Origin of the sequence: Streptomyces sp. SAI-135 (genome assembly GCF_029893805.1) — a bacterium.
Taxonomy (GTDB): Bacteria; Actinomycetota; Actinomycetes; order Streptomycetales; family Streptomycetaceae; genus Streptomyces.
Map to the genome: position 1 here is coordinate 2,987,455 of NZ_JARXYP010000002.1, position 26,111 is coordinate 3,013,565.

The window sequence follows — 26,111 nt, forward strand, 5'->3', positions numbered from 1 at the left end:
TCAACTCCCCTTCGCGTGACGCCTGTTGAATGCCCACGGCAGGTGTCCGCGGCTGTCGTTGCGACCGTCGCGGGGCTGACCGGCGCGCGCGTGGGACCCGCCGGTGGGTGTACGGGACTCCTCACGACTGCTTGCCGGGCCGACGAGGTCCTCGAAGAGGGCCCGCGCCTCGACCATGGCCGCGCGCATGTCCTCGGTGTCCGTCCGGCCGTCGCCGTCCTGCCGGGCGTTCGTGCGGGCACCCGCCACCGCGTGCACCCGCCGGTAGCCGTGCACATGGTGCGCGTGGTGCACGGACAGCGCGTTGAACTGTTCCTCGTACTGCCCGCCGCCCGGGAAGCCCCGGGCCTCGGCGAGCTCGGCGAGCAGCCGGTCGGCCTCGGCGACGGCCTCACGGGGAGAGTCGACGAAGCGTTCCTGGGCGGCCGTCCAGCGGTCCTCGTACCGCTGGCGCTCCGCCGGGTCCAGTGGCTGCTCGCGCAGGGATCCATGCCGCTCGACGCGCTCGGCGAGTTCGCGCTCGGCGGCCTTCTCGTCCCCGTCGTGCCGGGCCACGGTACGGTCGTATTCGGGCCCGAAGCGCCGCTTCAGGCCCCGGCCGTGCTGTGGGCCCCGGCCACGCAGGGTCAGGACGGCCGCCACGACGAGCACGGCCGCCACGATCACGATCAGAGCGATGATCAGGCCTGTTGACATGTCTGCCGGGTTGCCCTGAACGTTTGCTTGAAACCGTCTCCATATATGTGTAAGCGCCAATCAGGCCATGTCGACAAGGGACGGCCCACCGTTCAGGGGCGCGGGGAACTGCGCGAAACGCCCGCCTCAACGCCGGAGGCAACGGGCTGTTCCCGGTCCGAGCCGCACAGCTCGTCGTTCAGGTCCTTCACCAGCTGGGCCAGATCGGTCGGGCGGTCGGGTCCCCACCAGTCGCCCAGGAGCTCGCCCAGTGACTCCTCCCGGGCCGCCGCGAGGCGGCCGGCGACCGCACGGCCGGCCTCGGTGAGCTGGAGGTCGAGGCCCCGCCGGGAGGCCAGCCCGCGCTCCTCCACCTGCCGCGCCGCCTCGACGATCACGCCCAACGGCACGGACGTGCGCTCTGCGAGCAGCGCCGGCTCCACCCACCCGTACTTCCGCATCCGCAGCAGCAGCCAGCTCGACGCGGGCAGCAGGTCGTACCCGGCCCGCGCGGTGATCTCGCGGTAGATCTCCCGCCGCCCCTCCCGGGTCCCGAGCACCGACAGCGCCCGGCACACCTCGTCGTACGACGACCGCTCGACCGGGTTGCTGGCCAGCGTCTCCGTGACGTCGGGTGCCGTGACGGAACCCCGCAGCCGGTCCTCCTTGAGGAACCAGGCGAGCACGAACCCGAGGAAGGCGACGGGCGCGGCATAGAGGAAGACGTCGGTGATCGAGGAGGCGTACGCATGCAGCGCCTCGGGCCTGAGCGAGCCCGGCAGCTCCGCGAGCCCCCGGGAGTCGGCCTCCAGCTCCGACACCGAGACACCGGGCGGCAGTTGGGCCCCGCGCAGGGCCTCGGCCAGCTTGTCCCCGAGCCGGTTCGCGAAGACCGTACCGAAGATGGCGACACCGAAGGACGCCCCGATGGACCGGAAGAAGGTCGCACCGGAGGTGGCGACGCCGAGATCCTCGTACGACACGGCGTTCTGCACGATCAGCACCAGCACCTGCATGACCAGGCCGAGCCCCAGCCCGAACACACAGAAGTAGGCGCTCATCACCCAGGTGGAACTGCTCTCGTCGAGCCGGTGCAGGAGCAGCAGTCCGAGCGTGGTGACTCCGGTCCCGGCCACCGGGAACACCTTCCAGCGCCCGGTGCGGCTGACGATCTGCCCGGAGACGGTCGAGGACAGCAGCAGCCCGAACACCATGGGCAGCATGTGCACCCCGGACATGGTCGGCGACACGCCCTGCACCACCTGGAGGAAGGTGGGCAGATAGGTCATGGCCCCGAACATCGCGAACCCGACGATGAAGCTGATGACGGCGGACAGGGTGAAGGTCCGCACCCGGAAGAGCTTCAGCGGCAGCACGGGCTCGGCGGCCCGCCGTTCGACGGCCACGAAGGCGACCGCGAGCACCACTCCCAGCACCGCCAGCCCGACGATCTGCGGCGAGCCCCACCCCCAGGTGTTCCCGCCGAGCGAGGCCACCAGCACCAGACAGGTGGCGACGGCGGCGATGAGGAAGGTCCCCAGGTAGTCGATGACGTGCTGGGTCGACTTGCGCGGGATCCGCAGCACCACGGCGATCACGGCCAGCGCGACCACGCCGACCGGAAGGTTGACGTAGAACACCCAGCGCCAGCTCAGATGCTCGGTGAACAGCCCGCCCAGCAACGGCCCGAGCACGCTCGTAGCCCCGAACACCGCCCCGAAGAGCCCCTGGTAACGGCCGCGTTCGCGCGGCGGGACGAGATCGCCGACGATCGCCATCGACAGCACCATCAGCCCGCCGCCGCCCAGCCCCTGCAGCGCCCGGAAGGCGATCAGCTGGGTCATGTCCTGGGACATGCCGCACAGCGCCGAGCCGATCAGGAAGATCACGATCGCGGTCTGGAACAGCCGCTTGCGCCCGTACTGGTCGCCGAGTTTGCCCCACAGCGGGGTGGCCGCCGTGGAGGCCAGCAGATACGCGGTGACGACCCAGGACAGATGCTCCATGCCACCGAGGTCGCTGACGATGGTGGGCAGCGCGGTGGACACGATCGTCTGGTCCAGCGCGGCGAGCAGCATGCCGAGCAGCAGGGCCCCGATCGAGACGAGCACGTTGCCGGACACGTGAGGTTCTCGCGCGTCTCGCACATCCTCCGTCGTACCGTGCGCGTCCGCGGCCATGAAGACCTCCCGAGGCTCTCGTTCCCTCTCCATCGTGGTCGGTGTGACCGTTTACGGCCTGTTGAGTCCTGTTGGAAGCCGATATTCCGGGGGCTTCCGAAAGTCGGCTGTGGAGGGGTTCTGCATAATCTCTGGAGTTTGTGAGGGGAGGGACGAACACATGGCGGATTCGAGCGGCCATCTGTGCCCGGAGTGCGGGGCGCCGAGAGGGGCGGACCACACCCCGTCGTGCGGGTGCACCCAGCGCGCGTCGGACGCGCTGCGGGAAGCGCGTACGGCGGAGGCGGCAGCGGCGGAGGACTTCGATCCGCTGCGCATACGGCCGTACGTGGAGCTGGACGGGGAGACCGCGCCGGTGCCGCGGGTGCCCGCACCGGACGCCACGATGCCGCTGCGCGCGCCGGCGCCGCCGTCGGGCGCCCCGAGTCCCACCGATCTGAGCCTGTTCGAGTCGGAGGAGGACCGCTCCGCCCACGGCCCGGACCCGCGCCCGCGCCGCACCCGTCGCCGTACCGTCCTCCTCGCCTCGTCCGGGGCGGTGGTGGCCGTGGTCGCGGCGGCCGGTTTCGCCAGTGGGCTGTTCGCCTACGAGCCGCCGTCGCGGGACGAGGCGGGACCGCAGGACGTACGGCCGGCCGTCCCGGACGTGACGACGACCGTGCCGTCGGCGTCCCCGTCCACGGCCACACCGTCGCCACGGCCGTCGTCGGCGCACCCGTCCGCGACCGCGAGCGCGAGCCCCTCGGCCTCTCCGTCCCCGTCGAGGTCCAGCGCCTCCCCCGGCCCTTCCTTCACGACCGCGCCCCCGGCGTCCCCGACGGCCTCCGCCGCGACGAAGCCGGCGGCCGGGGCCGACTCGGCGCAGGAGGCGGCTCCGCCGGTGCTGCGGCGGGGGTCCGACGGCCCGGAGGTGGTCGAGCTCGAACTGCGGCTCACCCAGGTCGGCCTGTACGGCCGCAAGCCCTCCGGCCACTACAACGAGGGGGTCGAGGACGCGGTCGCGATGTATCAGTGGCAGCGGGGACTCCAGGGGACGGAACGCGGGGTGTACGACCTGCTGACCCGAGAGCGACTGGAGTCGGAGACCAGGGAGCCGTAGGAGACGCTCCGCGCCACCGGGGCCCCGGCCTCGCCGAGCCGGATGCGCAGGGCGCCGGGGCCGCCTGGCGTGCGACCGACCGCGCTCGCCCCGCGGCTGCGCGCCGCCGGAGGGCAGGCCTGTCGGTACGGGGGAGGCGCGGGTCTTCCCAGGCGTGAGGCGGCCGGCGCGGGTCTTCCGGGACATGAGGCGGCCAGGGTCGGATCGGGCGGTCGCCGTCCGGCGGTGAGCGTGCCGTTCACCCCTTCGCAGACCGCGCTCGGCCAACGCCCCAGACGGCACCACGTCCCGGTGGAGGGGGCCGGTAGAGCGGGCCCGGTGGAGCGTCCCGGTGAGCGGCGCGCCGGGAAGACTCGCCCCGGCCCCGCCCGCCCCGTACGGCTGCCAGCCCACCTGTAGCCGGATCATGCCGTCCCCCAGTGCCTCCGCACCGCGTCCCGCGGCAGGGAGCCCGCCGCAGCGGGCCGGTAGAGCGGCGCACCGGGAAGATTCGCCCCAGCCCCGCACCCCGTACGGCTGCCAGCCCACGTGCAGCCGGATCATGCCGTCCCCCAGCGCCTCCGCACCGCGTCCCGCCGCGGCAGGCCCGACAGAGCGGCCCGGTGAAGCGGCCCGGTAGAGCGGCGCGCCGGGAAGATTCGCCCTGGCCCCGCACCGCGTCCCGCCGCAGCGGGCCGGTAGAGCGGTGCACCGGGAAGACCCCTCCCGGCCCCGCCCGCCCCGTACGGCTGCCAGCCCACGTGCAGCCGGATCATGCCGTCCCCCAGTGCCTCCGCACCGCGTCCCGCCGCGGCAGGCCCGACAGAGCGGCCCGGTGAAGCGGCCCGGTAGAGCGGCGCGCCGGGAAGATTCGCCCCGGCCCCGCACCGCGTCCCGCCGCAGCGGGCCGGTAGAGCGGTGCACCGGGAAGACCCCTCCCGGCCCCGCCCGCCCCGTACGGCTGTCAGCCCACGTGCAGCCGGATCGTGCCGTCTCCCAGCGCCTCCACCCGTACCTGCGTGAGGTCCCGCACCACCACGTCCGGGCCGTGCAGGCCGGCCCTCGGGCCGATGCCCACCACGCGCATGCCCGCCGCCTTTCCGGCCGCGATCCCCGCGCCCGAGTCCTCGAAGACCACGCACTCCGCCGGGGCCACACCCAGCTCCGCCGCCCCCTTGAGGAAGCCCTCGGGATCCGGCTTGCTGGCGCCGACCGACTCCGCGGTGACACGGACGTCGGGCAGTTCCAGACCCGCGGCCGCCATCCGGGCCGTGGAGAGGGGGACGTCGGCCGAGGTCACGAGGGCATGGGGCAGTCCGCGCAGGGACGCGAGGAACTCCGGCGCTCCCGGTACCGCCACCACGCCGTCCATGTCCGCGGTCTCCTCGGCGAGCATGCGCGCGTTGTCCGCGAGGTTCTGCTCCATGGGCCGGTCGGGCAGCAGGACCGCCATCGACGCGTGCCCCTGGCGACCGTGGACGACCTTCATGACCTCGTCGCCGTCCAGCCCGTGGCGGTCGGCCCAGCGACGCCAGATGCGTTCCACCACGGCGTCGGAGTTGACGAGGGTGCCGTCCATGTCGAGCAGGAGGGCGCGGGCGGTGAGCACGGTGGGGGCGGCGGTGGCCGTCATCGGCAGCTCCAAGACGCGGGACGTGGGGCTTCGGAGGTGTCTCCCCCGCGCCCCCCGGAGGAACAAGGCGGCCCCGCCCGCCGGTCAGGGAAAACGGGCGGAGGCCACTTTGTTTCTCTACGGTACAAAATCCGGCCGGTTCCCGCCACCACCCACCGGTGGCCGCCCGGAACAGTTCACCCGCCGTTCAGCTCAGCCGGCCACGGCCTCCCACAGGCTCCACAGCCCGAGCGCCAGCATCAGCAGCGCCGCGACCTTGGTGATCAGCTTCAGCGGCACCCGCTTCATCAGGGCCTTTCCGCCGACGATGCCGAGACCGGCCACCGCCCACAGCGCGAGCACCGCGCCGAGGCCGACGGAGAGCGGGTCGTCGTAGCGGGCCGCGAGGTTGGCCGTCATGATCTGGGTCAGGTCACCGAACTCGGCGACCAGGATGAGCATGAACCCGGCCCCGGCGACCTTCCAGAAGGACTGGTCCTGCGGGTTGCGGATCTCCTCCTCGCCGTCGTCCTTCTTCAGCAGCAGGACGGCCGCGCCACCCAGGAAGAGCACGCCGGTCACCACTTGCACGACCTGCTGCGGCAGCAGGGTCAGCACACTGCCCGCCGCGACGGCGAGGGCTACATGCAGCGCGAAGGCGGCGGCGACGCCCGCGAAGACGTAGGAGGCGCGGTAGCGGGTGCCGAGGACCAGGCCGGCGAGCGCGGTCTTGTCGGGCAGTTCGGCGAGGAAGACGACGCCGAACACGACGGCCGTCACGGTGATGCTGATCAAGGGTCCTCAATCGGTCGGGGCTGCCCCACCGAGAGTGTTCCTGCGAAACGACGCCTCGGCACGGCAGCACACAGTCAGTGCACTACTGGCCGAAGGTCTCGCTGGCCGGTCCCTGAAGACCTGCCTCCGGGCGCCGGCTCAGACGAGCTGAGCAGTATGTCGACGGTCCGGCGAAGAGCTACTCCCCTTCAACACCGTCCATCGTACGTGATCGTTTCGCCGTAAACCTTGTCGTGTCATGTACGCGTCACTAACTTCTCACCGTACGCACATCCCCCCGCAACACGGAGCCGCGAGCATTCCACCGCTCGCGCTCCAACGCCCCCGTCCCCCAAGGGAGTTCGCATGCCGAAGTTCTACGCGCGTCGACGGCTGAGCATACTCGGCGCGCTCACCGCGCTCATAGCCTCCGTCGCGGTTCTCAACGGCCCGGCCGCCTCCGCCGCCCTCCCCACTCCGGTCAGCGCGGCCACCGCCCGCACCTACCTCGCCTCGCTCACCGTGGCCACCGAGAACCGCACCGGTTACAGCCGGGACCTGTTCCCGACCTGGATCACCATCAGCGGCACCTGCAACACCCGCGAGTACATCCTCAAGCGGGACGGCTCGAACGTCGTCACCGACTCCGCCTGCGCGGCCACCAGCGGCAGCTGGTACTCCCCCTACGACGGCGCCACCTGGACCGCCGCCTCCGACGTCGACATCGACCACCTGGTCCCGCTCGCCGAGGCCTGGGACTCCGGCGCGAGCGCCTGGACCACGTCCCGGCGCCAGTCCTTCGCCAACGACGTCACCCGCCCGCAGCTCCTCGCGGTGACGGACAACGTGAACCAGTCCAAGGGCGACCAGGACCCGGCCACCTGGATGCCGTCCCTCAGCTCGTACCGCTGCACCTACGTCCGCGCCTGGGTCCAGGTGAAGTACTACTACGGCCTCTCCGTCGACTCCGCGGAGAAGAGCGCCCTCACCGGCTACCTCGCCAACTGCTGACGATTCCGCGCCGGAACCTCGCCGCGGACCTCCGTCGTTCCGTACCGTACGGGGCGACGGAGGAGGATCACGTGACCGATCTGCGGCTGGGACCACTGCTCAGGTACGTCGACGGCTCGTGCGCGACCGTATGGGTCGAGACGAGCCGTCCGTGCACCGCCGAGGTGCGCTGTTCGGACGGCAGCGGCGGCGAGGCCCCCACGTTCCAGATCGCGGGCCACCACTACGCCCTGGTCCCGGTCGAGGGCCTGGCCCCCGGCACACAGCGGTCGTACGAGGTGTTCCTGGACGGCACACGCGTGTGGCCGCTGCCGGACTCACCCTTTCCACCCTCCGTGATCCACACGCCCACCGAGGAGGCGCCCGTCCGCGTCGCCTTCGGCTCCTGCCGCTGGGCCGCGCCCCCGGAGGGCGAGAAGGACCCGGTGGGCCCCGACGCGCTGGACACCCTCGCGGCCCGGGTCGCCGCCGAGCCGGAGGGCGAACGCCCGGACGTCCTCCTCCTCCTCGGCGACCAGGTCTACGCCGACGAGACCTCCCCGGCCACCCAGAGCTGGCTGGCCGCCCGCCGCGATCTGAGCGACCCGCCGGGCGACCAGGTGGCGGACTACGAGGAGTACACCCACCTCTACTACGAGTCCTGGCTCGACCCCGAGGTGCGCTGGCTGCTGTCCACCGTGCCCAGCTGCATGATCTTCGACGACCACGACGTCATCGACGACTGGAACACTTCCGCCTCCTGGGTCGAGGACATGCGCACCCTGTCGTGGTGGCGCGAGCGGCTGCTGAGCGGGCTGATGTCGTACTGGGTCTACCAGCACCTGGGCAACCTCCCCCCGGCCGAGCTGGCGGCCGACCCGCTCTACGCCGCCGTACGCCGGTCCCCCGACGGCACCGACGAGCTGCGCGACTTCGCCTGCCGGGCCGAGGCCGACGCGGCGTCCGTGCGCTGGAGCTACCGGCGCGACTTCGGCCGGGTGCGGCTGGTCATGGTCGACTCCCGCGCGGCCCGCGTCCTCGACGAGGACAACCGGTCGATGCTGGACCCCGGCGAGGCCGAGTGGCTGCGCGGACAGGTGCTGGAGGACCGCTCCTCCTACGACCACCTCCTGATCGGCACCTCGCTGCCCTGGCTGCTGCCGCACCTGGTGCACGACGCCGAGGCGTGGGACGCCGCGCTGTGCCGGGGAGAGCGCGGGGCGCGCTGGGCCCGGTTCGGGGAGGATCTGCGGCGCAAGGCGGATCTGGAGCACTGGGCGGCGTTCCCGGACTCCTTCGCGGCGCTGGCGGACCTGATCGCCGAGGTGGGTTCGGGCCCCGAGGCGCCGGCGACGGTGCTGGTGCTGTCGGGGGACGTGCACCACGCGTACGTGGCCGAGCCGAAGTGGCGCACCGGCGGGCCGGACGCCCGCGTCCTCCAGCTCACCTGCTCCCCCGTCCACAACTCCGTGCCGTCCTACATCCGTTACGGCTTCCGCTTCGGCTGGAGCGCGGTGGCGCGGGCGCTCGGGCGGGGACTCGCCCGGCACGGACGCTGCGCGCGACCGCCGGTCTCCTGGCGGCACACCGGCGGGCCCTGGTTCGGCAACCAGCTCATGACGCTCACGCTGAACGGGCGTTCGGCGCGGCTGCGGCTGGACCGTGCCCGGGAGTCGGGCAGGGGCCGGACCCGGCTGGTGACGGTCTCGGAGTCCGCACTCACCGGGGAGACCGCACGCGAGACGGCGTCCCCGCTGGCCCGGCGGGAAAGCTGACACGCCATCAAGTAGGGCCGTCCGCAGGGTGGTTGGCTTTGCCATGCCCTGCGAGCAGGTGAGGATTCGGACACACTTTCGGTCGCTGGTGCGAGGGGTGAGAAGCGCTCCACGTGCGACTGCGGGTGAAACGGAAGGGGCGTCAGAAGCTAACTGATGGCCAAATGTTGAACTTGCAAGCATCAATTAGGCACACCTAACGTGGAGGGCCGACCCGGTCCCATCCCCCGGGGGCGACACCCCTGTGGGACCGACCCGACCGAAGGAGTCCCCCACATGACCGGACGCCTGAACAGCGCCCAGCCATACGCCCTCGGCCTCTACCGCATCGTCGTCGGCCTGCTCTTCCTCTGTCATGGCGCCGCCTCCCTCTTCGGGGTCCTCGGCGGCGCCCAGGGCACCGAGGGCGGCACGCTGGAGACGGGCACCTGGCCCGGCTGGTACGCGGCAGTGATCCAGCTCGTCTGCGGCGGCCTCGTCCTGCTCGGCCTCGGCACACGCGCCGCGGCGTTCCTCGCCGCGGGATCCATGGCGTACGCCTACTTCAAGGTGCACCAGCCGATGGCCCTGTGGCCCATGGAGAACGGCGGCGAGGCCGCGGCGATGTTCAGCTGGGCCTTCCTGCTGCTGGTCTTCACCGGGTCCGGCGCGTTCGGACTGGACCGGCTGCTCACGAAGCGCTCGGCGCAGGAGCGGAAGCCGGCGGCGGAGCCGGTGGCCGTCTGAACCGAGCCCGCACGGTGGCAGCCGGGTGAACATGCCGCGTTCATCTCATGAGCCCCCCGTGAATCTCCTGTCACTGTCCAGGCGTACGCTGTATGGCTGTCTACGGGGGAATCACGGGGAGTCGCGGTTGTTGGAGAGCCTGGGGTCACTGACCGGCAGTCCATGGATCTACGCCATGGTCGCGCTGTCGGTGCTCCTTGACGTGTTCGTGCCGCTGCTGCCCAGCGGGGTGCTGGTCATCACGGCCGCGACGGCCGCGGCGGCGGGCAGCGCGGCGACGGGGCGGGTCCCCGATGTGATGGCCCTGATCCTCTGCGCGACGACCGCCTCCGTGCTGGGCGACCTCGCGGCGTACCGGCTCGCCTTCCGGGGCGGTGAGCGCCTCGACCGCGCGATCGCCCGCTCGCGCCGGCTCACCACCGCGCAGGAACGTCTCGGCGACGCGCTCTCCGCGGGCGGCGGGGCCCTGGTGGTCCTCGCCCGCTTCGCTCCCGCCGGGCGCTCGGTGGTCTCCCTCCTGGCCGGCACCGCCCACCGCCGGGCCCGCGACTTCCTCCCCTGGTCCGCCCTCGCCGGCCTCTCCTGGGCCGCGTACAGCGTCGCCCTCGGCTACTTCGGCGCCCACTGGCTGGGAGCGACCTGGCTGGCGACGGCGGTGTCGGTGGCGGCCCTCTTCGGCGCGGGAGCGGCAGCGGCCTACGTGATGCGCCCCCGCCCGGCCCAGGCAGAGGCCCGCTGAGGCGAGCGCGCCGACACGGCGGTGCTTGATGAGCGGGTCAAGCGGCGGCGGACTGCTCGACGATGGCAGACGCACGTCGGCTGCGGGCCGGCAGAACCGTACGGCGTCGACGCGGCCGCGCATCGGGGCAGATCGAGCTGCGGCGCGGCCTGGGTGGGGTGGTGACGGCGGGGCGCAGGTCGGCGGCGGCCCGGTTGCCCCCCGCGCCGACACGCCCGCACACGCGCAGACAGGACGAGCCGCCACGGGACGAGGCCGCGAGGCAGGGCGCCCCTCGGCGACGGCCCGGTTGCTCCCGCGCCGACACGCCCACGCACGCGCGGACAGGACGAGCCGCCGCGAGACCAACCCGGCGACGACCGGGCTCACGCCGGCTATGACCGGTAGAACCACGCTCGGCACGACCGCGCACCCGCACGCGGGCCGAACCGCCACGAGACGAGGCCGCGAGGCAGGACGCAGGCCGACTGCGGGCCGGAAGGACCGCGGACGGGCGCAGGCCGGCTGCGAACCGGAAGGACCATGGATGGGCGCGGGCGCGGCCCCTCCCGTCAGGGTGAACTGCGACAGCGTCGCGCCTCACCGCATGCGGCCCTTGTCAGCTTGCCTCGCGGCGGGGTGCTCCTCGGACTTCCAGTCCTGTCAGCAGCTCCGCCGTCGCCTCCGCGATCACCTCCACGGCCCGTTCGAAGACCTCCCGGTTGTGGGCGGCGGGGGCGCGGAAGCCGGAGACCTTGCGCACGTACTGGAGCGCGGCGGCACGGATCTCCTCCTCCGTCGCCTCCTCGGGCAACACCGGCGGACGAAGCGTCTTGATACTGCGGCACATACCGTCAGTCTCCCTCCCCGAGCGGATCGGCGCTTCCGTCCGCCCGTTCAGAAATGCCATGATCCTCGCCGAGGCGGCCACCGTTCCCGGGGCCGACCGACGAGAGGAACAGTCCGACATGGCGCACGACTCCGCGCACCGCGAACTCACCGTGGCCGTCCTGGGCCCGGGCGGCACCGGCGGCCTGCTCGCCGCTCTCCTGGCCCGCGCCGGACACCGGGTGATCTGCCTGGCGGGCGACGACACGGCGAGCACCCTGCGCACGGCCGGCCTCCAGCTCCGCAGCGGCACCTTCGGCGACTTCACGACCCCCGTCGAGGCCGACACCGAGCTGCGCGAACCGGTCGACGCCTGTGTGATCGCCGTCAAGCACACCTCCCTGCCCTCCGCCCTCGACCGCGTCCCGCCCACCACGCTGGGCGACGGCCTGGTCGTCCCCCTCCTGAACGGCGTCGAGCACCCGGCGGCCCTGCGCGCCCGCTACCGCCCGGACAGGGTCGCCCCCGCGGTCATCCGCGTGGAGTCGACGAGGGTCGCGCCGGGCGTCATCGAGCACGGCAGCCCCTTCGCCGAGCTCGACCTGACCGGCGACGGCGTCCCCCGCGACCGCCTGGACGCGCTGGCCTCCGTCCTGTCCGCGGCCGGACCCACGACCCGCGTCCTGGACGACGAGACGGCCGCCCTGTGGGCCAAGATGTCCTTCCTCGCCCCCTTCGCCCTCCTCACCACCCTGTACGCCCTCCCCCTCGGCGAGGTGCGCACCCGCCACCGCGAGGAGCTGACCGCCCTGGTCGAGGAGACCGCCGCGGTCAGCGCGGCCTGCGGCGGTCCCGCCGACCCCGCCCAGGCCCTCGCCCGCTACGACGCCTTCCCGCCCGGCACGAAGTCGTCGATGCAGCGCGACGCGGAGGCGGGCCGCCCCCTCGAACTGGACGCGATCGGCGGGGCGTTGCTGCGCGCGGCGGACCGGCACGGGGTGAAGGTGCCCGTCACGGCCCGGGTGGTGCGGGAGTTGGCGGACACCGGCCACTGACGGCCCGCCCGACCCGTCGCCGCCCCTCCCGGCGCCGGCCCACCCGGCACACGGTCTCAGCGCTCGCTCCCGCTCCCGCCCGTCAGGTCGTAGCGCCAGTCGTTCGACGTGATCCAGTGCCCCTTCGGGTACTCGAACTCGGCCTGTCCGAGCAGCGTGAAGCCGGCCCGGCGGCAGACGCTGTTCGACGCGGTGTGCTCCACGCTCGGGAACGCGTGCAGATACCGGTGTCCGCCGGCGGCCCGTGCCTCCTCCACGACGGCACGGGCCGCCTGCGCGGCCAGGCCCCGCCCCTGGAACTCCGGGAGGATCCCCCACCCGGTCTCCCATATCGGGGACTCCCGCCACTCCCGCTCCCAGAACCCCACCGATCCCACGGTCTCCCCGCCGTCCGCGAGCGTGACGCGGTACATCCGCCCCGCGGACAGCTCGACGTACCGCCGATGCCGGTCGAGGAGCTTCTCCTCGCTCTCCGGCCCGCCCAGGTGGTCGGTCATCTCCGGGCTGTTGGTCCGCCGCAGCAGCCAGAAGTCGCCCTCCGACCAAGGCACCAGCCGCACCTGCTCCGTATCCATGACAGCCACCGTAGGCGCCGGGTCTGACAATGCCGCCCGGCCTGTGGATGTGGAGTGGGGCTGTCACCTGACCGACTGCCCGGGAGCGGTGGCGAGCGGGCGGTAGCGCACGTTCACCGCGGCCGTGCGGTCGCCGCCGTCTTGGCGTGCGAGGCGTACGGGTGTGCCGCCGGGCTGGTCGTAGAGCCGGATCCCGTCACCGAGCAGGACGGGCGCGATGTGGAGGTCGATCTCGTCGATCAGTCCGCGTTCGAGGAGCTGCCGGCCGATCGTGGGCGAGAAGACCTCCACGTTCTTGCCGCCGGCGGCCTCCAGGGCGATCCGGACGGCGTCGGCGGCGTCACAGGTCAAAAAGGTCACGCCGGTGCCGGACGGCGCGTCCTCGGGGTGGTGCGTGAGGACGAACAGGGGTCCTTGCCACGCGCCGCCGTAGATGACCCCGGCGTCGGGGAACGCGTCCCAGCCGTCGCGGCCGCCCAGTACGGCCCCGGTCGTCCCCGCGTACTCCTCGACGAGGCCGGGCCGGAACGAGACGCCCGTCATCCAGTCCATCGTGTGTCCGGGGCCCGCCACGAACCCGTCCAACGACATGGTGAAGTGCCAGAGCACCTTGCCCGCGGCGGTCTGCGGCTCCATGTCCGCCACCGGCGCGGTGTGCACGCTCTCGGGGTTCTCCATGGCTGTTCCTCTCCGGGGCGACTCCTGTCCCCCTGCAGACCGTCCCCGCCCCCGAAAGTCATCGCCGGACCCCGGCGGCACCGTCCCGCCCGCTCCGACGACGACATTCGACGCGCGACGGGACCGGCGCACACCTGCCCCCGGCAAGACAGCGAGCAGAAACGCCCAGCGGGCTTCCCGGTCCCTGAAAAACCAGCCCCGCCCCAACCGTCACCGCCGAACCCGGCGGCACGCCCGCCCGCCCCGACGACGACATCCGACGCATGACGGAACCGGCGCGCGCATCCCCTCCCGGCGAGGCAGCCGGCAGACGTGCACGCCGGGTTTCCCGCCCCCCGAAGACCGGGCCCGCCCCGACCGTCACCGCCGGCCCCCCGCGGCACCGTCCCGCCGCCCCCGTGGTCTCGCCCGGTCCGCGGCGACCGCCATCACGGCGACGGCGGTGAGGACCATGGCCGCGCCGGTGTAGAGCGGGGCCGTGTAGCCGAGGCCTGCCGTGATGGTGAGGCCTCCGGCCCAGGCGCCCAGGGCGTTGCCGAGGTTGGACGCGGACACGTTGGCGCCGGCGGCCAGTGCCGCGCCCTGCGCGTAGTCGGTGACGCGGGTGATCAGGCCGGGAACTCCCGCGAAACCGAACACGCCCATCAGGAACACCAGCACCACCGACGCGCTCGCGCTGCCGGCGAGCAGCCCGAACACGGCCAGGGTGACGGTGAGTCCGGCCAGCGCGAGGACCAGCGCACGGTCCCGGTCGTGGTCGGCGGCCCGCCCGCCGACCAGGTTGCCGACGACCAGGCCGACGCCGTACACCATGAGCAGCCAGGACACGTCCGCCGAGGAGAAGCCGCCGACCTCCGTGAACGTGTAGGCGAGGTAGCTGAACGCCCCGAACATGCCGCCGTAGCCGAGCGCGGTGGCCGTCAGGGTCAGCCAGACCTGCCAGGACCGGAACGCGCCGAGCTGGGCGCGCAGGCCGGTGGGGACCGTCGGCCGGGTCCCTCCGGCGCGGCTCGGCACGCACGCGACGATTCCCGCGAGTGCGAGCAGTCCGACCCCCGTGACCGCCCAGAACGCGGCCCGCCAGCCCCAGCGCTCCCCCACGAGCGCGCCGAACGGCACACCGAGCACGTTCGCGACCGTCAGCCCGGCGAACATGACGGCCACCGCGCGGGACGTGCGTTCCGGTGCGACGAGGCCGCGCGCGACCAGGGAGCCGATGCCGAAGAACGAACCGTGGCACAGGGCCGCGACGATCCGCCCGAGCAGCATCACGGAATAGGTCGGCGCGATCGCGCACATCAGGTTGCCGAGGACGAACAGGACCACCAGGCCGACCAGTACGTGCTTGCGGGGCAGCCGTGCGGTCGCCGCGGTCAGGACGATCGCGCCGACCGCGACGCTCAGCGCGTACCCGGAGATCAGCCGGCCCGCGGCCGCCTCGGACACCGCGAAACCCGCCGCCACCTGCGGCAGCAGCCCCGCGATCAGGAACTCGGTCAGCCCGATGCCGAACCCCCCGACGGCCAGCGCGACGAGCCCGCCGGGCATCCGCCGCCGTTCGGTGTCCGGGTCGGCCACGACCGCCTCCGAGTCCGCGTTCATGGACCGACCCTCGCGTCCCCGCCGCGGACAGGTCCATGGACAAAGAACCGGCGAGGCTTGGACGAACGGCAAATGCCGTTGAGACGGGGCCCGCGGTGGACAAGGCTCTGGGGCCATGGAGTTCTTCTGCTACCACCGTGACCGGCCCGGCTCCCTGCCTCTGCGGGAAGCGCTGACCGAGGCGCACTGGTCCTACATGGACGGCTACGAGGCCGAACTGATCGCCCGTGGGCCGACGTTCGCCGCCGACGGCGAGACGCCGACCGGGAGCGTGCACATCGTCGATCTGCCCGACCCCGCCGCGGCCCGCGCGTTCGCCTTCGACGAGCCGGGCTACCAGGCGGGCGCGTACCGGGACGTGCTGCTGCGCCGTTGGCGCAACCTGCTGGGCCGCACCATGTGGGACTTCCCCGGCGGCCGCACCGGCGGCGACCGGTACCTGGTGCTCGGTCTCGGCGCGGGAGAGGCCGTCGACCTCGCGGTACCGCCCGGGACGGACGACCTGATCGCCTACGGCCCCCTCCTGTCCGACGACGCCGACGCCTGGCTCGGCACGGCGGCCCTGGTCCGCGCCCCTGACCCGGAGCGGGCACGGGCCGTGCTGACCGCGGACCGGTACGCCGCGGTGGAGGTCCACGAGTGGGAGTTCGGCGGACGACGCTGACAATGTCGTTATCGGGGCAACCGCACAGGGACCGGCCGTCCGAGCAAGGAGCCGCCACGACATGGGTACCGCCGTCCACGTCCCGCAGACCCGGGACATGATCGGGGACGAGCTCTCCGGAGACGAGGCGTTCACCGCCCTGCGCCACTACGGCGGTCTGCGGCTGCTGACCGACTCCTTCGCGCGGTTCCGGTACGCCGACGGCTTCACCAATGCCCGGGCCCTGGCCTTCCAGGTGGTGCTCGGACTGGTCCCGTGCACGGTGGCGCTGGTCGGTCTGGCCACGTCCGTGCACACGGAGGGCGTGGGCCGGATCATCGAGCTCACGCTCGGCCGGATCGTGCCGGGCGCGAGCGCCGACATCGTGGAGGACGCCTTCGAGGGGACGCGGCGCACCGCGCACGGCAGTGTCTGGAGCACGCTCGCCCTGTGGCTGGGACTGGGCTTCGCCCTGCTGAACCTCGCCTCGGCGATGGGGCAGATCGAACGCGGTGCGAACAGGATCTACGGCATCGAGCGCGACCGTCCCTTCCCGCGCAAGTACGCGCGCGGGATCGTGCTCGCGCTCGCCGCCGGTCTGCCCCTGGTGCTGGGCTTCGTCGTCCTGGTGGCCGGCGAGGCGGTGGGCGACGCGGTGGCCGAGTCCGTGGGCCGGGAGGGCGGCGGACCGCGCTGGTGGGGTGTGCTGGACCTGCCGGTGGGGCTCGCGCTGGCCTGGGTGGCCTCCGCGGTGATCTTCCGCTGGTCGCCGCGCCGGGTGCAGCCCGGTTACACCTGGCTGGCGTTCGGCTCGGCCGTGCATCTGCTGCTGTGGGTGTCGGCCACCTGGCTGCTCGCGCTGTACGTCGAGGAGAGCGGTGCCTTCGGAGCCGTCTACGGGCCGCTCACGGCCTTCATCGCCCTGCTGCTGTGGGCCAACCTCACCGCTGTCGCGCTGTTCCTCGGCATCGCGTTCGCCGCCCAGCTCGAAGCGGCCCGCGCGGGCATCGAGTCAGCCGTGCACCCGGACCCCGGCCCGGGCGCCTGATCCCACCCGACCCGCCTCCCCGTCCCCCTGCACCGCCTCGGTGAGTCACCCTTGCACCACCACGGTGAGTCACCCCTGCGCCGCCGCGGTGACCGTCGCCGGATCCACCCCGGTCAGCTCGACGATCCGGTGCGGTGGCACGCCCGCGGCCAGGGCGCGTCCGATCAGGCCGTCGCGGGCGTCCGCGCAGTCGCGGTAGGCGAGGAGTTCCTCCTCGACCCCGGCGAGCGACTGCGGGGCCAGCTGGTGGCGGACCCGGTTCAGCTCCTCGTCGCTCAGCGGCACGGGCAGCCTTTCGGCCCCCTCGGGAACGGCGGCGGTCTCCTCCGGCGGCAGCAGGCGCAGGTGCAGGGAGGTCGCCGTGGTGCCCTGGGCGTCCAGCCATGCGCGGACCGCGGGGGTCTCCATGCACGCGAGCTCGCCGACGGCGGCGGGGGGCACCCCGAGCCGCGCGGACGCGTCGTCGAGCAGGAACAGGTAGGCGTCGTCGGTCATCCTCGGCTCCTTCTCACCAGGGGCTGATCGACCTCCCATTACCCCGCCTCGCCCGGCTAATGTCGGGTCCGGAGAGTGACCCGGGAGGAGCGAGGACATGGTCGGTCGTCCGAGCGCGCGTTGACGTCCTGGGCCGTGCGCGGCCCGTCATCGCGTGCCGCCCCTCGACGGTGTGGCACAGCCGGGCTCCGATCCGAGGATCACCGTGCCGTTCTTCTCCTCCCGCAAGACCGAGCCACCCGATACTCCCCACACACCTGACACATCTGATTCCAGCCGGTCCGTTCCGTCGCGTCTGTGGCGGGACGCCGACTTCCGCAGTCTCTGGGTGGGCCAGACGGCCTCCCAACTCGGCGAGCACACAAGCCTGTTGGTGCTGCCCCTGTTCGCCGTCCTGTCCCTCGGTGCCGGGGCCGGCGAGTTGGGCGTCCTGCGCGCGGTGGGACAGGCACCGATCCTGCTGCTCTCGCTCCTCGTCGGCGCCTGCGTGGACGGACGGCGGACCCGCACGGTGATGGTCGTGTCGGACGCCGGCCGCGCCCTGGTCCTGGGCGCCGCCGCCCTGGCCGGTCTCCTCGGCGGCCTCGGCCTGCCCGCGCTGTTGGTGGCCGTCTTCGCCGTCGGCGTCCTGTCCGTGTTCTTCGACGTCGCCTACCAGTCGTCGCTGGTACGGCTGGTGAGGCGCGATCAGCTGGTGCGGGGCAACAGCGCGCTGGAGGGCAGCCGGTCCGCGGCGCAGATCGGCGGGCCCGCCCTCGGCGGCGCGCTGGTGTCATGGCTGTCGGCGCCGGTCGCCGTCACGGCCGGTGCCCTCTTCTTCGCACTGTCGTTCCTGTCGATCCGCCGGATCCGTCGCCACGAGCCGGTCCCGGAGCGCGCGGAGCGTCCCGTGCACGTGGGGCGGCGGATCCGCGAGGGCCTCGGGTTCGTCGTGCGCGACACCTCGCTGCGGACCGTGTGCCTGGCCTCGGCGGCGTTCCAGTTCTCCTTCGCCGCGCTGATGACGGTCTATCTGCTCTTCCTGCCGCGGGAACTGCACCTGTCGGGCACCGTGGTCGGGCTGTCGCTGGCGGCGACGGGCCCGGGTGCGCTCCTGGGCGCGCTGCTCGCCGCCCGCCTGCCGGGCCGGTTCGGTCACGGGGTGGTGCTGGTGTCGGCCGCGGCGGTCGGCGACGGCGCGTTCCTGTGGGTGCCCGCCCTGCACGGCTCCTCCGCGGCGACGGTGGCCGTGCTCCTCGCGGTCGGCTTCGTGTTCGGGGCGGGCGGCCAGTTGGTGAACGTCACCGTCATGGCCGTCCGGCAGGCGGTCACCCCGGACGGGATGCAGGGCCGCGCGGCCGCCACGATCACCTTCGTCGGCATGGGCCTGACCCCGCTCGGCTCCCTGCTCGGCGGACACCTCGCACAGGTGTGGGGGTTGCGCACGAGTCTCCTGGTGGCGGCCGCCGGCATGCTGCTGTCGCCGGTGGTGATGGCCATGTCGCCGCTCGTCCGGCTGGGGCGGACGCTGCCCGCGCATGCGGAACGCACCGGCCCACCGTCGTCGTGAACCCGGGGAGCCGCCCGTTCGCATGAACCTCCCGAAGCCACTCGCCACCCAAAATCGAACAGGCGTAGCATTGCGTCGTGGCTAAGACCTATGACTTTCCGAGTGACCTCCTCGCCGGTCAGGAGGAGCTGCATCAGGTCCGGGCCGAGCTCTCGGCCCTGCTCAAGCGGCTCCCCTGGTCGGTCGCACCTCTGGACGGCTTCAGCGACGACAGCGGCTGGCGGAAGGTGGAGCGCCCCGCCTCCCCCGGCTGGAGCCCCGACGAACAGGCCGAGGTGGAGAAGCTCCGGCAGCGCGAGCACGAACTCGCGGTCTTCGTCACCACCCACCGCTTCTGGACGGAAGTGGAGGCGGCCGACCGCGTGGACGCCCGGAGCGAGCTGAAGCACGCGTCCCGCAAGCAGGAAGCGGGCTGAACGACGAAGGACCCCGGCCGAGTTGGGCCGGGGTCCTGTTCGATGTGGGCGCGGACGGTTTCGAACCGCCGACATCCTGCTTGTAAGGCAGGCGCTCTACCCCTGAGCTACGCACCCGGGACGAGTCGACAGCCTACCTTGCCCGGGGCCAGGTCCTGCAAACCCTTACTCGGGGGCCCGGCGAGGTCGGGGTCGGTACGGGGGAAAACCCCACCCCGGATCCGGGAGCGGCCCGGATCCCCCGCCGGCGCCCCGGTCCCTAGGGTCGAAACAGGGTCGCGGAGTGCCCGCGACCGCCCGTCAGGGCTCCAGCAGGGGGAGATCATCATGGTCCGTTCCGTTCCCGCACGTGCCGCCGCCGCGGCCGGGGTCGTCGCGCTCGTCGTCGTGGGCGCCACCGCCTGCGGCGCCTCCGCCGGGGACGACAAGACCCCCGACCACAAGTCGTTCGCGCTCCAGGGCCGCACCCTCACCGTCGACTCCGACGACTCGGCGCTGGAGATCGTCGCCGCCGATGCGAACAAGGCGGGCACGGTCGAGGTCACCCGCTGGTTCCAGGGGACCGTCGCCGTCGGCAAGGACCCCGAGGTGACCTGGTCGATGAAGGGCGACCGGCTGGTGCTGCGGATGAAGTGCAGCGGCGTCGTGGCCGACTGCGCGGCCAAGCACCGTATCGAGGTGCCGCGGGACATCAGCGTGAAGGTCGAGGACGGCGACGGCAGCGTGCGGGCCCGTGGCTTCACCCGGCCGCTGAGCATCCGCACCGGCGACGGATCCGTGCGGGTCACCGACTCCAGCGGGCCGCTGGAGCTGCACACCGGCGACGGCTCGATGCGCGCCCAGGTCACCTCCCGCCGGGTCACCGCCCGCACCGGGGACGGCTCGGTCCACCTCGAACTCGGCGCCGTACCGGACCGGGTGGAGACCCGTAGCGGCGACGGCTCCGTGACCGTGGAGCTGCCGAAGGCCACCTACCGCGTGGACACGAAGTCCGGCGACGGCGGGGTCGACGTGTCGGTGCCCCGGTCCGGCTCCAGCACCCACGTCGTGTCCGCTCAGAGCGGAGACGGGAAGATCACGGTGCGAACCGCGAACTGACCGGCCCGTGTGTTCGTCCCTTACCGGTGGGAGAATGACACCGGGCACCGCCAGGACGGACCACAGCACGGGAGAGGGATGTGACGGCGACACCACCGCAGCCGTACTCGTCGTCGTCGGTGCCGCGCGCACACCGCCAGGCACTCCGGGACACCCTCACCCTCGCCGGCCTGCCCCTGCTCGCCGCCCTCGCGCTGCCGGCCGCGTTCGCCGGCGGCGGCACCCGGCGCTGGTTCGGCGGGCGTGCCGAGAGCCAGCGGGCCGAGGCGCAGGCCGCGAAGGACGCCGCGGCGGCCGCGTTCTACGAACTCGACACCGCCCAGCGGGATCTGCGGATCTCGATAGAGACGATCACGGCCGTCGACGACTCCCCCGCCGCCCGGCGCGCGGTCTCCGACTTCCAGGCGATCAGCGGGCGCATCGACGAAGCCAGCCGCCACTACATCGAGGCCGTCGACGCCCATGACCTGGACCGGGACGACCTGGAGGCCTCGGTCGCCGCGCACGCGCGCACCGCGCTCACCCGGGCCAAGGACGAGCTCGGCAACGTCAAGAAGGAGCTGGATCGTTTCGGCGACAGCCTCGGCCCGCTGCTCGGCAAGGCCGAGACCCAGCTCGCCCGGCTCGCTCCGGCCGTGGAGCGGGCCCGGCAGGGGCTGCTGGCCGCGTCCAACGCCCTGGACACCGTACGGGAGTCGGGGCTGCGGGCGGACGACCTCGCCGCCCGGCTCGCCACCCTCGGACCCGAGCTGACCAAGCTCAACCAGGGTGCCGGACAGCACGGCGTGCCGCAGACCCTGGAGCGGGCCGAACGCGTCGCCAAGGAGGCCGAGTCGATCCGGGTCGAGGCCGAGCGGCTGCCGGAGCGGGCCGCCGAGATCGACCACCGGCTGGTCTCCCTGCGCACCCGCGCGGAGGCCCTCACCACCCGCGCGAGCCAGGTCGACCCGGTCCTGAGCGAACTGCGCCGCCGGTTCACCGCGGCCTGCTGGCAGGACCTCCAGCACGTCCCGGACCAGGCCGTGGAGAACGTCCGGCAGGCCGAGCGCAAGCTCCGCGAGGCCCGCGCCGCGCGCGACGAACAGCGCTGGCCGGACGCGACCTCCCTGCTCTCCACGGTCCGTGCCCTGCTCAACACCACCGACGAGTCCGTCTCCGCCGCCGGTGACCGGCTGCGCCGGCTGAACGCCGTGCAGAAGGACCCCCAGCAGGAGATCGACCGCACCCGCTTCGCCATCCGCGACGCCCAGCGCCTCGCCATGACCGGCCGCACCACCCCCGACCCACGGCACGCGCGTCCCCTGGACGACTCGGTGGCCCGCCTGGACCGGGCGATCGCCGGGCTTGAGGGCCGCCACCCCGACTACTGGCACTTCCTCACCGAGACGGAAGCGGTACGGCAGTCGGTGGCCCGGGTGGTCGCGCAGATCCGCGAGGAGCGCGGCAGCGCGCACTGAGCGCGGCTCGTCCTGACGCCGTCGGCGAGAGATTGAATCCTGCACGAACTAGACAAATCACCCTTTTTTGCATAGATCTCCCCAATGCGGTGACATGTACTGAGACCCGCATATCTCTCGCAAAGGAGATGGTGGTATGTCTTCCACCGAGTTCCAGCTCGAGGACCTCACCGAGGTTCCCGGCACCGACGTCGAAGCGGCTCTCGACCCCGTCGAGGCCGACGGCTACTACCGCGACAGCCGCCAGTGCGCGGCGCTTGCTCTGACGTCCTCGTCGAGCAACCTCCTGCTGTCGCCTCCGACGCCACGGCCGAAGAAGGGCTGACGGGAGGATCCGAATGGAGCAGTCAGGCACTTCGACCCGCCTCGCGGGCGCGGTGCAGGGCCTCACGTCGGAACTGGTCTCCGCTCTTCGGAGCGGAGACCGCTTCCGGCTCGCCGGCACGGTCGCGCGGGGGCAGGCCCCCGGGGCGACCGCCGACCCGGCCCTCGCCGCCGTACGGGTGGTGGGAGCCGATGTCGTGCTGCCGAGCGTCCTGCTGCGCTGCGCACCCCCCGGACCGGACGATCTCGCGGTGCTCGCCGACGCCGTGCACGCCTACCCGCCCCCCGCCGAAGCCCCTCCCACCTCGGTGTGGAGCCACTGGGCCATGCGGCGGGCGCTGCGGCGGCTGGACGCGTCGTTCGACGGCGCACAGGGCGACGACAGCGAACCCCCGGCGGCCTGGCTGGAGGACGCGCCGTGGCAGTACCTGACCCATCAACTCGCCGTGCTCGCCCCGCTGGCGCTGCCCGGCGAGGACTGCGCGGTGGCCCGCGCCGCACGCCGCCGCCCGGTCGACGTCGCCCGGGGATTCGTCCGGGCGGTCCGCCGCCGTGACTGGCTCCAGGCGGCCGGAGCGGGACGCTGGCTGGTCCTCCTCGACGAGGTGCCGCAGACGCTGGGCCTGGACACCGGGCTGGAGTTCGTGGCCCAGATGGGCGGCGCTGACGCCCGGGTCGCACTCCAGGTCGAGGCCGCTCAGCTGATGCGGACCGGAGTGCTGGTGTGACGGCGCCCGAGGTCCGGGCCGCGACCGGGGTCCGGGCGGCGCGCGGCGTCCGGGACCTGGCCGAGGCCGCGTTGGAGTGGGTGGGCGCCCACCGCGAGGGATTCGCGCTCGGTGACGACGCGCTCGCCGAGCACGGCAACGTGAACACCACCTGGAAGCCCCTCGGTGAGCTGGCCCAGGTGTGCGTCTGTGTACGGCGGCACACCGATCCGGCCGACCCGCTCCATGTGCGGGCGTCCGACCTGCTCTCCTTCGCGTGGCAGCAGACCGGGCGCGGCGCCCTCTTCGTGGAGTTGCAGCGCCTGGAACCCTTCGCCACCTATCCGCTGGAGGTGTACGCGGCGTTCGCGTCGGCGGGCCTGCGTCACGCCGGCTACGAGCGTGCCACCGCGACGGTGGCCCGCACCCGCGGCTGGCAGGTGACGGAGCAGGAGCCGAACCGGCGCATGAGCGTGCTCAACTCCGAGCGCCGCAGCGGCATCCCGCCGCACGGGGACATGCCGCCGGCGCTGGACCGCACCTGGCTGGCCGGCCTGCCGGAGCCGTGGACGTTCGAGCTGGCCGCCGGCTACACGCTGACCCACGTGATCTTCCATCTCACCGACTGGGGCCGGAACCCGCAGGCCGTGCCCGCACCGGTGGCGGACTACCTCAGGCACTGGCTCACGCCCTGGCTCGACACCTGCCTGGAGGACGAGCAGTGGGATCTGAGCTGCGAACTGCTGGCCGTGGCGAGCAGTCTGCCCGGCCCACCGGAGCGCGCCCTGCTCCAGGAGGCGTGGGCGCGGCTCGCACCGGCCCAGGACGACTCCGGAGCCGTCCCGGAGGTCGGCGGGCGGGGCGGCCGTACGACCGCTCCCGCCTTTCTGGACTGCTACCACTCGACGCTGATGACCGCCTTCGCCGCCGTGCTCACCCTCGACCGGCTGCGCCGGGCGGCCGGAGGCGACGCGGAGGCGGACGTGGCCGACGGCGGGCAGGAGGTGACGGGATGAACCACACGCGTCTCATCCACCAGGTCGGGGCCGGCGCCCTGGAGTGGCTGCACGCCCACCGCGACGGCTTCCGGCTGGAGTTGGACGTCGACCCGGAGGTCGGCTTCCTGGAGCGCTTCAAGCCGGTCGGCGAACTGGCCCTCATCTGCAAGGTGTTGTTCCGCGAGGGCGTGGCCGGCTCCCGACAGGCCGCGCTGGCACGGCAGTTGATCGACCACGCCTGGTGCCACACGCTGGACGGCGGCCGGATGCTGGTGCGCGGCCAGCAGACCGAGCCCATCTCGCCCATCCCCTTCGAGGTGTACCTGCCGTTCAAGGAGCTGGGCTACAGCAGCCCCGAGGCCGAGCGGGCCTTCCGGCTCAACCAGCGCCTCGACAGCTTCGCCGCCCTGGAGATGTCACCGGTCCGCCGCCTCGGCCTCTCCGCCTTCCAGCGCCGCTTCGGCGTGCCGCCCCGCCCGCCGGAGGCCGACCTCGTCGGCGCGACCTGGCTGGGGCGCTCCCCCGAACCCTGGACGGTGGAGGGGCACATCGCCTACGACATCACCCACACCGTCTTCCACCTCACCGACTGGGGCGAGAACCCCGACGGTCTGCCGGACCAGGTAGCCGACTACCTCGCGACCTGGCTGCCGGTCTGGCTGGACGACTGGCTGGACCTGCAACGCTGGGACCTGCTCGGTGAACTGCTCGTCGTCGACGCCTGTCTGCCCCGGCCCACCTTCGACGAGCGGGCCTGGGAGGGCTACGCCGCCGCCCAGCAGCCCGACGGCGCGATGCCGGCCGTGCGCACCATGCCCGAGGGCGGGCCCGACGAGGTCTTCGACATCGTCTACCACCCGACGCTGGTCGCCGCCTTCGCCTCCGTACTGGCCATGTCCCGTGCCCTGACGCGGCTGGCGCACACCCCGTCATGACGGCCGGCGCACACCCCTGGCCGGGCGGTCCGCCCGACCTCACCGACGTACTGCCGCCCGAAGTGCCGCAGACGGGGGACGAGGAGGCCGTCCGGCGGCGACTCGACGCGGCCGTCGAGGCGGTGGACGCGCCCGACGTCGTCTTCGCCCTGTCCCGGCGCGGTCGCCGCACCCTGCGCACCGGGGGCACCGCGCCGCCCCCGCCCGTGCCGCGCGAGCGGCTGCGCCACGAACTGGGCTCGGCATCCAAGACGTTCACCGGACTGCTGCTGGCCCATCTGACCGACACGGGCCTGCTGACCGGGGGCGAGTCCGCCGCCGCCCTGCTGGACCCAGCCCGGCGGCCCGGCGAGGACCCCGTCACCCTCGCCCACCTGATCACCCACACCTCGGGCCTGCCCGCCCTGCCCGCCGACTTCTTCGTCCGGGCGCTGCCGTCCTGGCGCACCAACCCCTACGCCCGCTATCCGGCCGAGCGCGTGGTGGACGCCTTCCTGCGCCACCGGCGGCACCGTCGGCCCGGCACCCGCTGGCACTACTCCAACTTCGGTGTCGCGGTCCTCGGTCACGCCCTGACGGCGGCGACCGCCACCCCGTGGGACGACCTGCTCACCGGTCGGGTGCTGGGCCCGCTCGGGCTGAGCGAGACCACCCTCGTCCCGGGCGGTCCGGACACCGACGCCACCGGGCACCGTAAGGACGGCACGACGCCGGTCCCGCCGCTGGCCGTCGGCGGCTTCCAGGCGGCCGGTGCCGTCCGGGCCACCGCGCACGACCTGCTCACGTTCCTGGAAGCGCACCTGGATCCGCCGGACGGGCCCCTGTCCGGCGCGCTGCGCGCGGTGCGCCACCCTGTGCTCCGGCGCGGGCTCGGGCACCGGCATGTGCACACGGTGGCCTGGTTCCAGCACCCCACGGAGCGTGGTCCGATGTACTTCCACGGCGGGGCGACCCTCGGCCAGCAGGCCTTCCTGGGCTTCCGGCCCGACATCGGCACGGCGCTGGCCGCCCTGTGCACCCGCCGCTTCCGCGCCCGGGACACGTTCGTGCCGACCGCGTACGCGCTGCTGGCGGAGATGTAGCGGGGCGGCGGGCCGGCGCCGGGGACATCACGCGCCGCAGGGGGCGGGGTCCGAAGTCCCCGCCCCCTGCCGCGGTCTCACCCTCTCCTCTTC

General features: G+C 73.1%; 26 protein-coding genes and 1 tRNA gene. 17 read left to right on the forward strand and 10 right to left on the reverse strand.

All coding sequences use genetic code 11. The features are described from left to right. Both M2163_RS17955 and M2163_RS17960 read right to left on the reverse strand, forming a co-directional pair. Nucleotides 1-696, reverse strand: a complete 696-nt coding sequence (locus tag M2163_RS17955; protein WP_280851779.1) for a hypothetical protein — start codon at nt 694-696, stop codon at nt 1-3. A gap of 92 nt (nt 697-788) precedes the next feature. After that, nucleotides 789-2,855, reverse strand: a complete 2,067-nt coding sequence (locus M2163_RS17960; RefSeq protein WP_280851778.1) for an MDR family MFS transporter — start codon at nt 2,853-2,855, stop codon at nt 789-791. Between the two features lie 160 nt (nt 2,856-3,015). On the opposite strand from M2163_RS17960, the gene M2163_RS17965 reads away from it, so the two are divergent. Next, nucleotides 3,016-3,954: a peptidoglycan-binding domain-containing protein gene (locus M2163_RS17965; RefSeq protein ID WP_280894458.1), complete on the forward strand. Its 939-nt coding sequence runs from the start codon at nt 3,016-3,018 to the stop codon at nt 3,952-3,954. A 943-nt stretch (nt 3,955-4,897) separates the two neighbouring features. Here the strand turns inward: M2163_RS17965 and M2163_RS17970 are convergent. Both M2163_RS17970 and M2163_RS17975 read right to left on the reverse strand, forming a co-directional pair. Further along, a complete protein-coding gene (locus M2163_RS17970) occupies nt 4,898-5,566 on the reverse strand; it encodes an HAD-IA family hydrolase (RefSeq protein WP_280851776.1) in 669 nt (222 codons plus the stop codon). A gap of 192 nt (nt 5,567-5,758) precedes the next feature. Continuing rightward, complete coding sequence (locus M2163_RS17975; RefSeq protein ID WP_280894459.1) at nt 5,759-6,340, reverse strand: TMEM165/GDT1 family protein; 582 nt, start codon at nt 6,338-6,340, stop codon at nt 5,759-5,761. Nucleotides 6,341-6,685: 345 nt separating this feature from the next. On the opposite strand from M2163_RS17975, the gene M2163_RS17980 reads away from it, so the two are divergent. The 4 genes from M2163_RS17980 to M2163_RS17995 all read left to right on the forward strand — a co-directional run bounded on the left by M2163_RS17980 (nt 6,686) and on the right by M2163_RS17995 (nt 10,549). Then, entirely contained in the window at nt 6,686-7,330 is a 645-nt protein-coding gene (locus M2163_RS17980) for an HNH endonuclease family protein (protein WP_280894460.1), read from the forward strand. 71 nt (nt 7,331-7,401) lie between these two features. Then, the gene (locus M2163_RS17985) at nt 7,402-9,084 is read left to right on the forward strand and encodes an alkaline phosphatase D family protein (RefSeq protein WP_280894461.1); all 1,683 of its coding nucleotides are present in this window, start codon (nt 7,402-7,404) and stop codon (nt 9,082-9,084) included. 276 nt (nt 9,085-9,360) lie between these two features. After that, nucleotides 9,361-9,810 (forward strand): DoxX family protein, encoded by a 450-nt coding sequence (locus M2163_RS17990; protein WP_280894462.1) that lies wholly within the window; start codon nt 9,361-9,363, stop codon nt 9,808-9,810. A 127-nt stretch (nt 9,811-9,937) separates the two neighbouring features. Beyond that, nucleotides 9,938-10,549 carry a VTT domain-containing protein gene (locus M2163_RS17995; protein ID WP_280851771.1) on the forward strand — a complete coding sequence of 204 codons (612 nt, stop codon included), beginning with the start codon at nt 9,938-9,940 and terminating at the stop codon, nt 10,547-10,549. A 598-nt stretch (nt 10,550-11,147) separates the two neighbouring features. On the opposite strand, the gene M2163_RS18000 is transcribed toward M2163_RS17995, so the two are convergent. After that, a complete protein-coding gene (locus tag M2163_RS18000; RefSeq protein ID WP_280851770.1) occupies nt 11,148-11,378 on the reverse strand; it encodes a DUF2277 domain-containing protein in 231 nt (76 codons plus the stop codon). A gap of 118 nt (nt 11,379-11,496) precedes the next feature. On the opposite strand from M2163_RS18000, the gene M2163_RS18005 reads away from it, so the two are divergent. Beyond that, nucleotides 11,497-12,411, forward strand: a complete 915-nt coding sequence (locus M2163_RS18005) for a 2-dehydropantoate 2-reductase (RefSeq protein WP_280897274.1) — start codon at nt 11,497-11,499, stop codon at nt 12,409-12,411. 56 nt (nt 12,412-12,467) lie between these two features. Here the strand turns inward: M2163_RS18005 and M2163_RS18010 are convergent, their stop codons facing one another. From M2163_RS18010 to M2163_RS18020, 3 genes are all read right to left on the reverse strand, one after another. Beyond that, a complete protein-coding gene (locus M2163_RS18010; protein ID WP_280894463.1) occupies nt 12,468-12,986 on the reverse strand; it encodes a GNAT family N-acetyltransferase in 519 nt (172 codons plus the stop codon). A 63-nt stretch (nt 12,987-13,049) separates the two neighbouring features. Beyond that, complete coding sequence (locus tag M2163_RS18015) at nt 13,050-13,664, reverse strand: dihydrofolate reductase family protein (protein ID WP_280894464.1); 615 nt, start codon at nt 13,662-13,664, stop codon at nt 13,050-13,052. A 360-nt stretch (nt 13,665-14,024) separates the two neighbouring features. Further along, entirely contained in the window at nt 14,025-15,212 is a 1,188-nt protein-coding gene (locus M2163_RS18020; RefSeq protein ID WP_280854214.1) for an MFS transporter, read from the reverse strand. Nucleotides 15,213-15,381: 169 nt separating this feature from the next. Here M2163_RS18020 and M2163_RS18025 point away from each other — a divergent pair, with 169 nt between their 5' ends. Both M2163_RS18025 and M2163_RS18030 read left to right on the forward strand, forming a co-directional pair. Further along, nucleotides 15,382-15,930, forward strand: a complete 549-nt coding sequence (locus M2163_RS18025) for a YciI family protein (protein WP_280851767.1) — start codon at nt 15,382-15,384, stop codon at nt 15,928-15,930. A 61-nt stretch (nt 15,931-15,991) separates the two neighbouring features. Next, entirely contained in the window at nt 15,992-16,957 is a 966-nt protein-coding gene (locus tag M2163_RS18030; protein WP_280851766.1) for a YihY/virulence factor BrkB family protein, read from the forward strand. 69 nt (nt 16,958-17,026) lie between these two features. On the opposite strand, the gene M2163_RS18035 is transcribed toward M2163_RS18030, so the two are convergent. Continuing rightward, nucleotides 17,027-17,452, reverse strand: coding sequence for a DUF6003 family protein (locus tag M2163_RS18035; protein ID WP_280894465.1), 426 nt, complete (start codon nt 17,450-17,452; stop codon nt 17,027-17,029). A gap of 295 nt (nt 17,453-17,747) precedes the next feature. Here M2163_RS18035 and M2163_RS18040 point away from each other — a divergent pair, with 295 nt between their 5' ends. Together M2163_RS18040 and M2163_RS18045 are read left to right on the forward strand one after the other, a co-directional pair. Further along, nucleotides 17,748-19,001, forward strand: coding sequence for an MFS transporter (locus M2163_RS18040; protein WP_280897275.1), 1,254 nt, complete (start codon nt 17,748-17,750; stop codon nt 18,999-19,001). A gap of 77 nt (nt 19,002-19,078) precedes the next feature. Then, complete coding sequence (locus M2163_RS18045; RefSeq protein ID WP_280851764.1) at nt 19,079-19,417, forward strand: hypothetical protein; 339 nt, start codon at nt 19,079-19,081, stop codon at nt 19,415-19,417. Nucleotides 19,418-19,462: 45 nt separating this feature from the next. Here the strand turns inward: M2163_RS18045 and M2163_RS18050 are convergent. Next, a tRNA-Val gene (locus tag M2163_RS18050) sits at nt 19,463-19,534 on the reverse strand. 210 nt (nt 19,535-19,744) lie between these two features. Between M2163_RS18050 and M2163_RS18055 the strand changes: the two genes are divergently transcribed. The 7 genes from M2163_RS18055 (at nt 19,745) to M2163_RS18085 (ending at nt 26,018) form a co-directional block, all read left to right on the forward strand. Next, nucleotides 19,745-20,515 carry a DUF4097 family beta strand repeat-containing protein gene (locus M2163_RS18055; protein WP_280894466.1) on the forward strand — a complete coding sequence of 257 codons (771 nt, stop codon included), beginning with the start codon at nt 19,745-19,747 and terminating at the stop codon, nt 20,513-20,515. Nucleotides 20,516-20,595: 80 nt separating this feature from the next. After that, complete coding sequence (locus tag M2163_RS18060) at nt 20,596-21,972, forward strand: hypothetical protein (protein WP_280894467.1); 1,377 nt, start codon at nt 20,596-20,598, stop codon at nt 21,970-21,972. A gap of 136 nt (nt 21,973-22,108) precedes the next feature. Continuing rightward, nucleotides 22,109-22,297, forward strand: coding sequence for a hypothetical protein (locus M2163_RS18065; protein ID WP_007381710.1), 189 nt, complete (start codon nt 22,109-22,111; stop codon nt 22,295-22,297). A gap of 13 nt (nt 22,298-22,310) precedes the next feature. Further along, a complete protein-coding gene (locus M2163_RS18070) occupies nt 22,311-23,024 on the forward strand; it encodes a hypothetical protein (RefSeq protein WP_280894468.1) in 714 nt (237 codons plus the stop codon). Then, on the forward strand, nt 23,021-24,019 hold the full coding sequence (locus tag M2163_RS18075; protein WP_280894469.1) for a hypothetical protein: 999 nt from the start codon (nt 23,021-23,023) through the stop codon (nt 24,017-24,019). Before M2163_RS18070 ends, M2163_RS18075 begins: the two co-directional genes overlap by 4 nt. Further along, nucleotides 24,016-24,936 carry a hypothetical protein gene (locus M2163_RS18080; RefSeq protein WP_280894470.1) on the forward strand — a complete coding sequence of 307 codons (921 nt, stop codon included), beginning with the start codon at nt 24,016-24,018 and terminating at the stop codon, nt 24,934-24,936. The genes M2163_RS18075 and M2163_RS18080 overlap by 4 nt, the downstream gene beginning before the upstream one ends. Further along, complete coding sequence (locus M2163_RS18085) at nt 24,933-26,018, forward strand: serine hydrolase domain-containing protein (protein ID WP_280894471.1); 1,086 nt, start codon at nt 24,933-24,935, stop codon at nt 26,016-26,018. The genes M2163_RS18080 and M2163_RS18085 overlap by 4 nt, the downstream gene beginning before the upstream one ends. Nucleotides 26,019-26,111 lie beyond the last annotated feature (93 nt).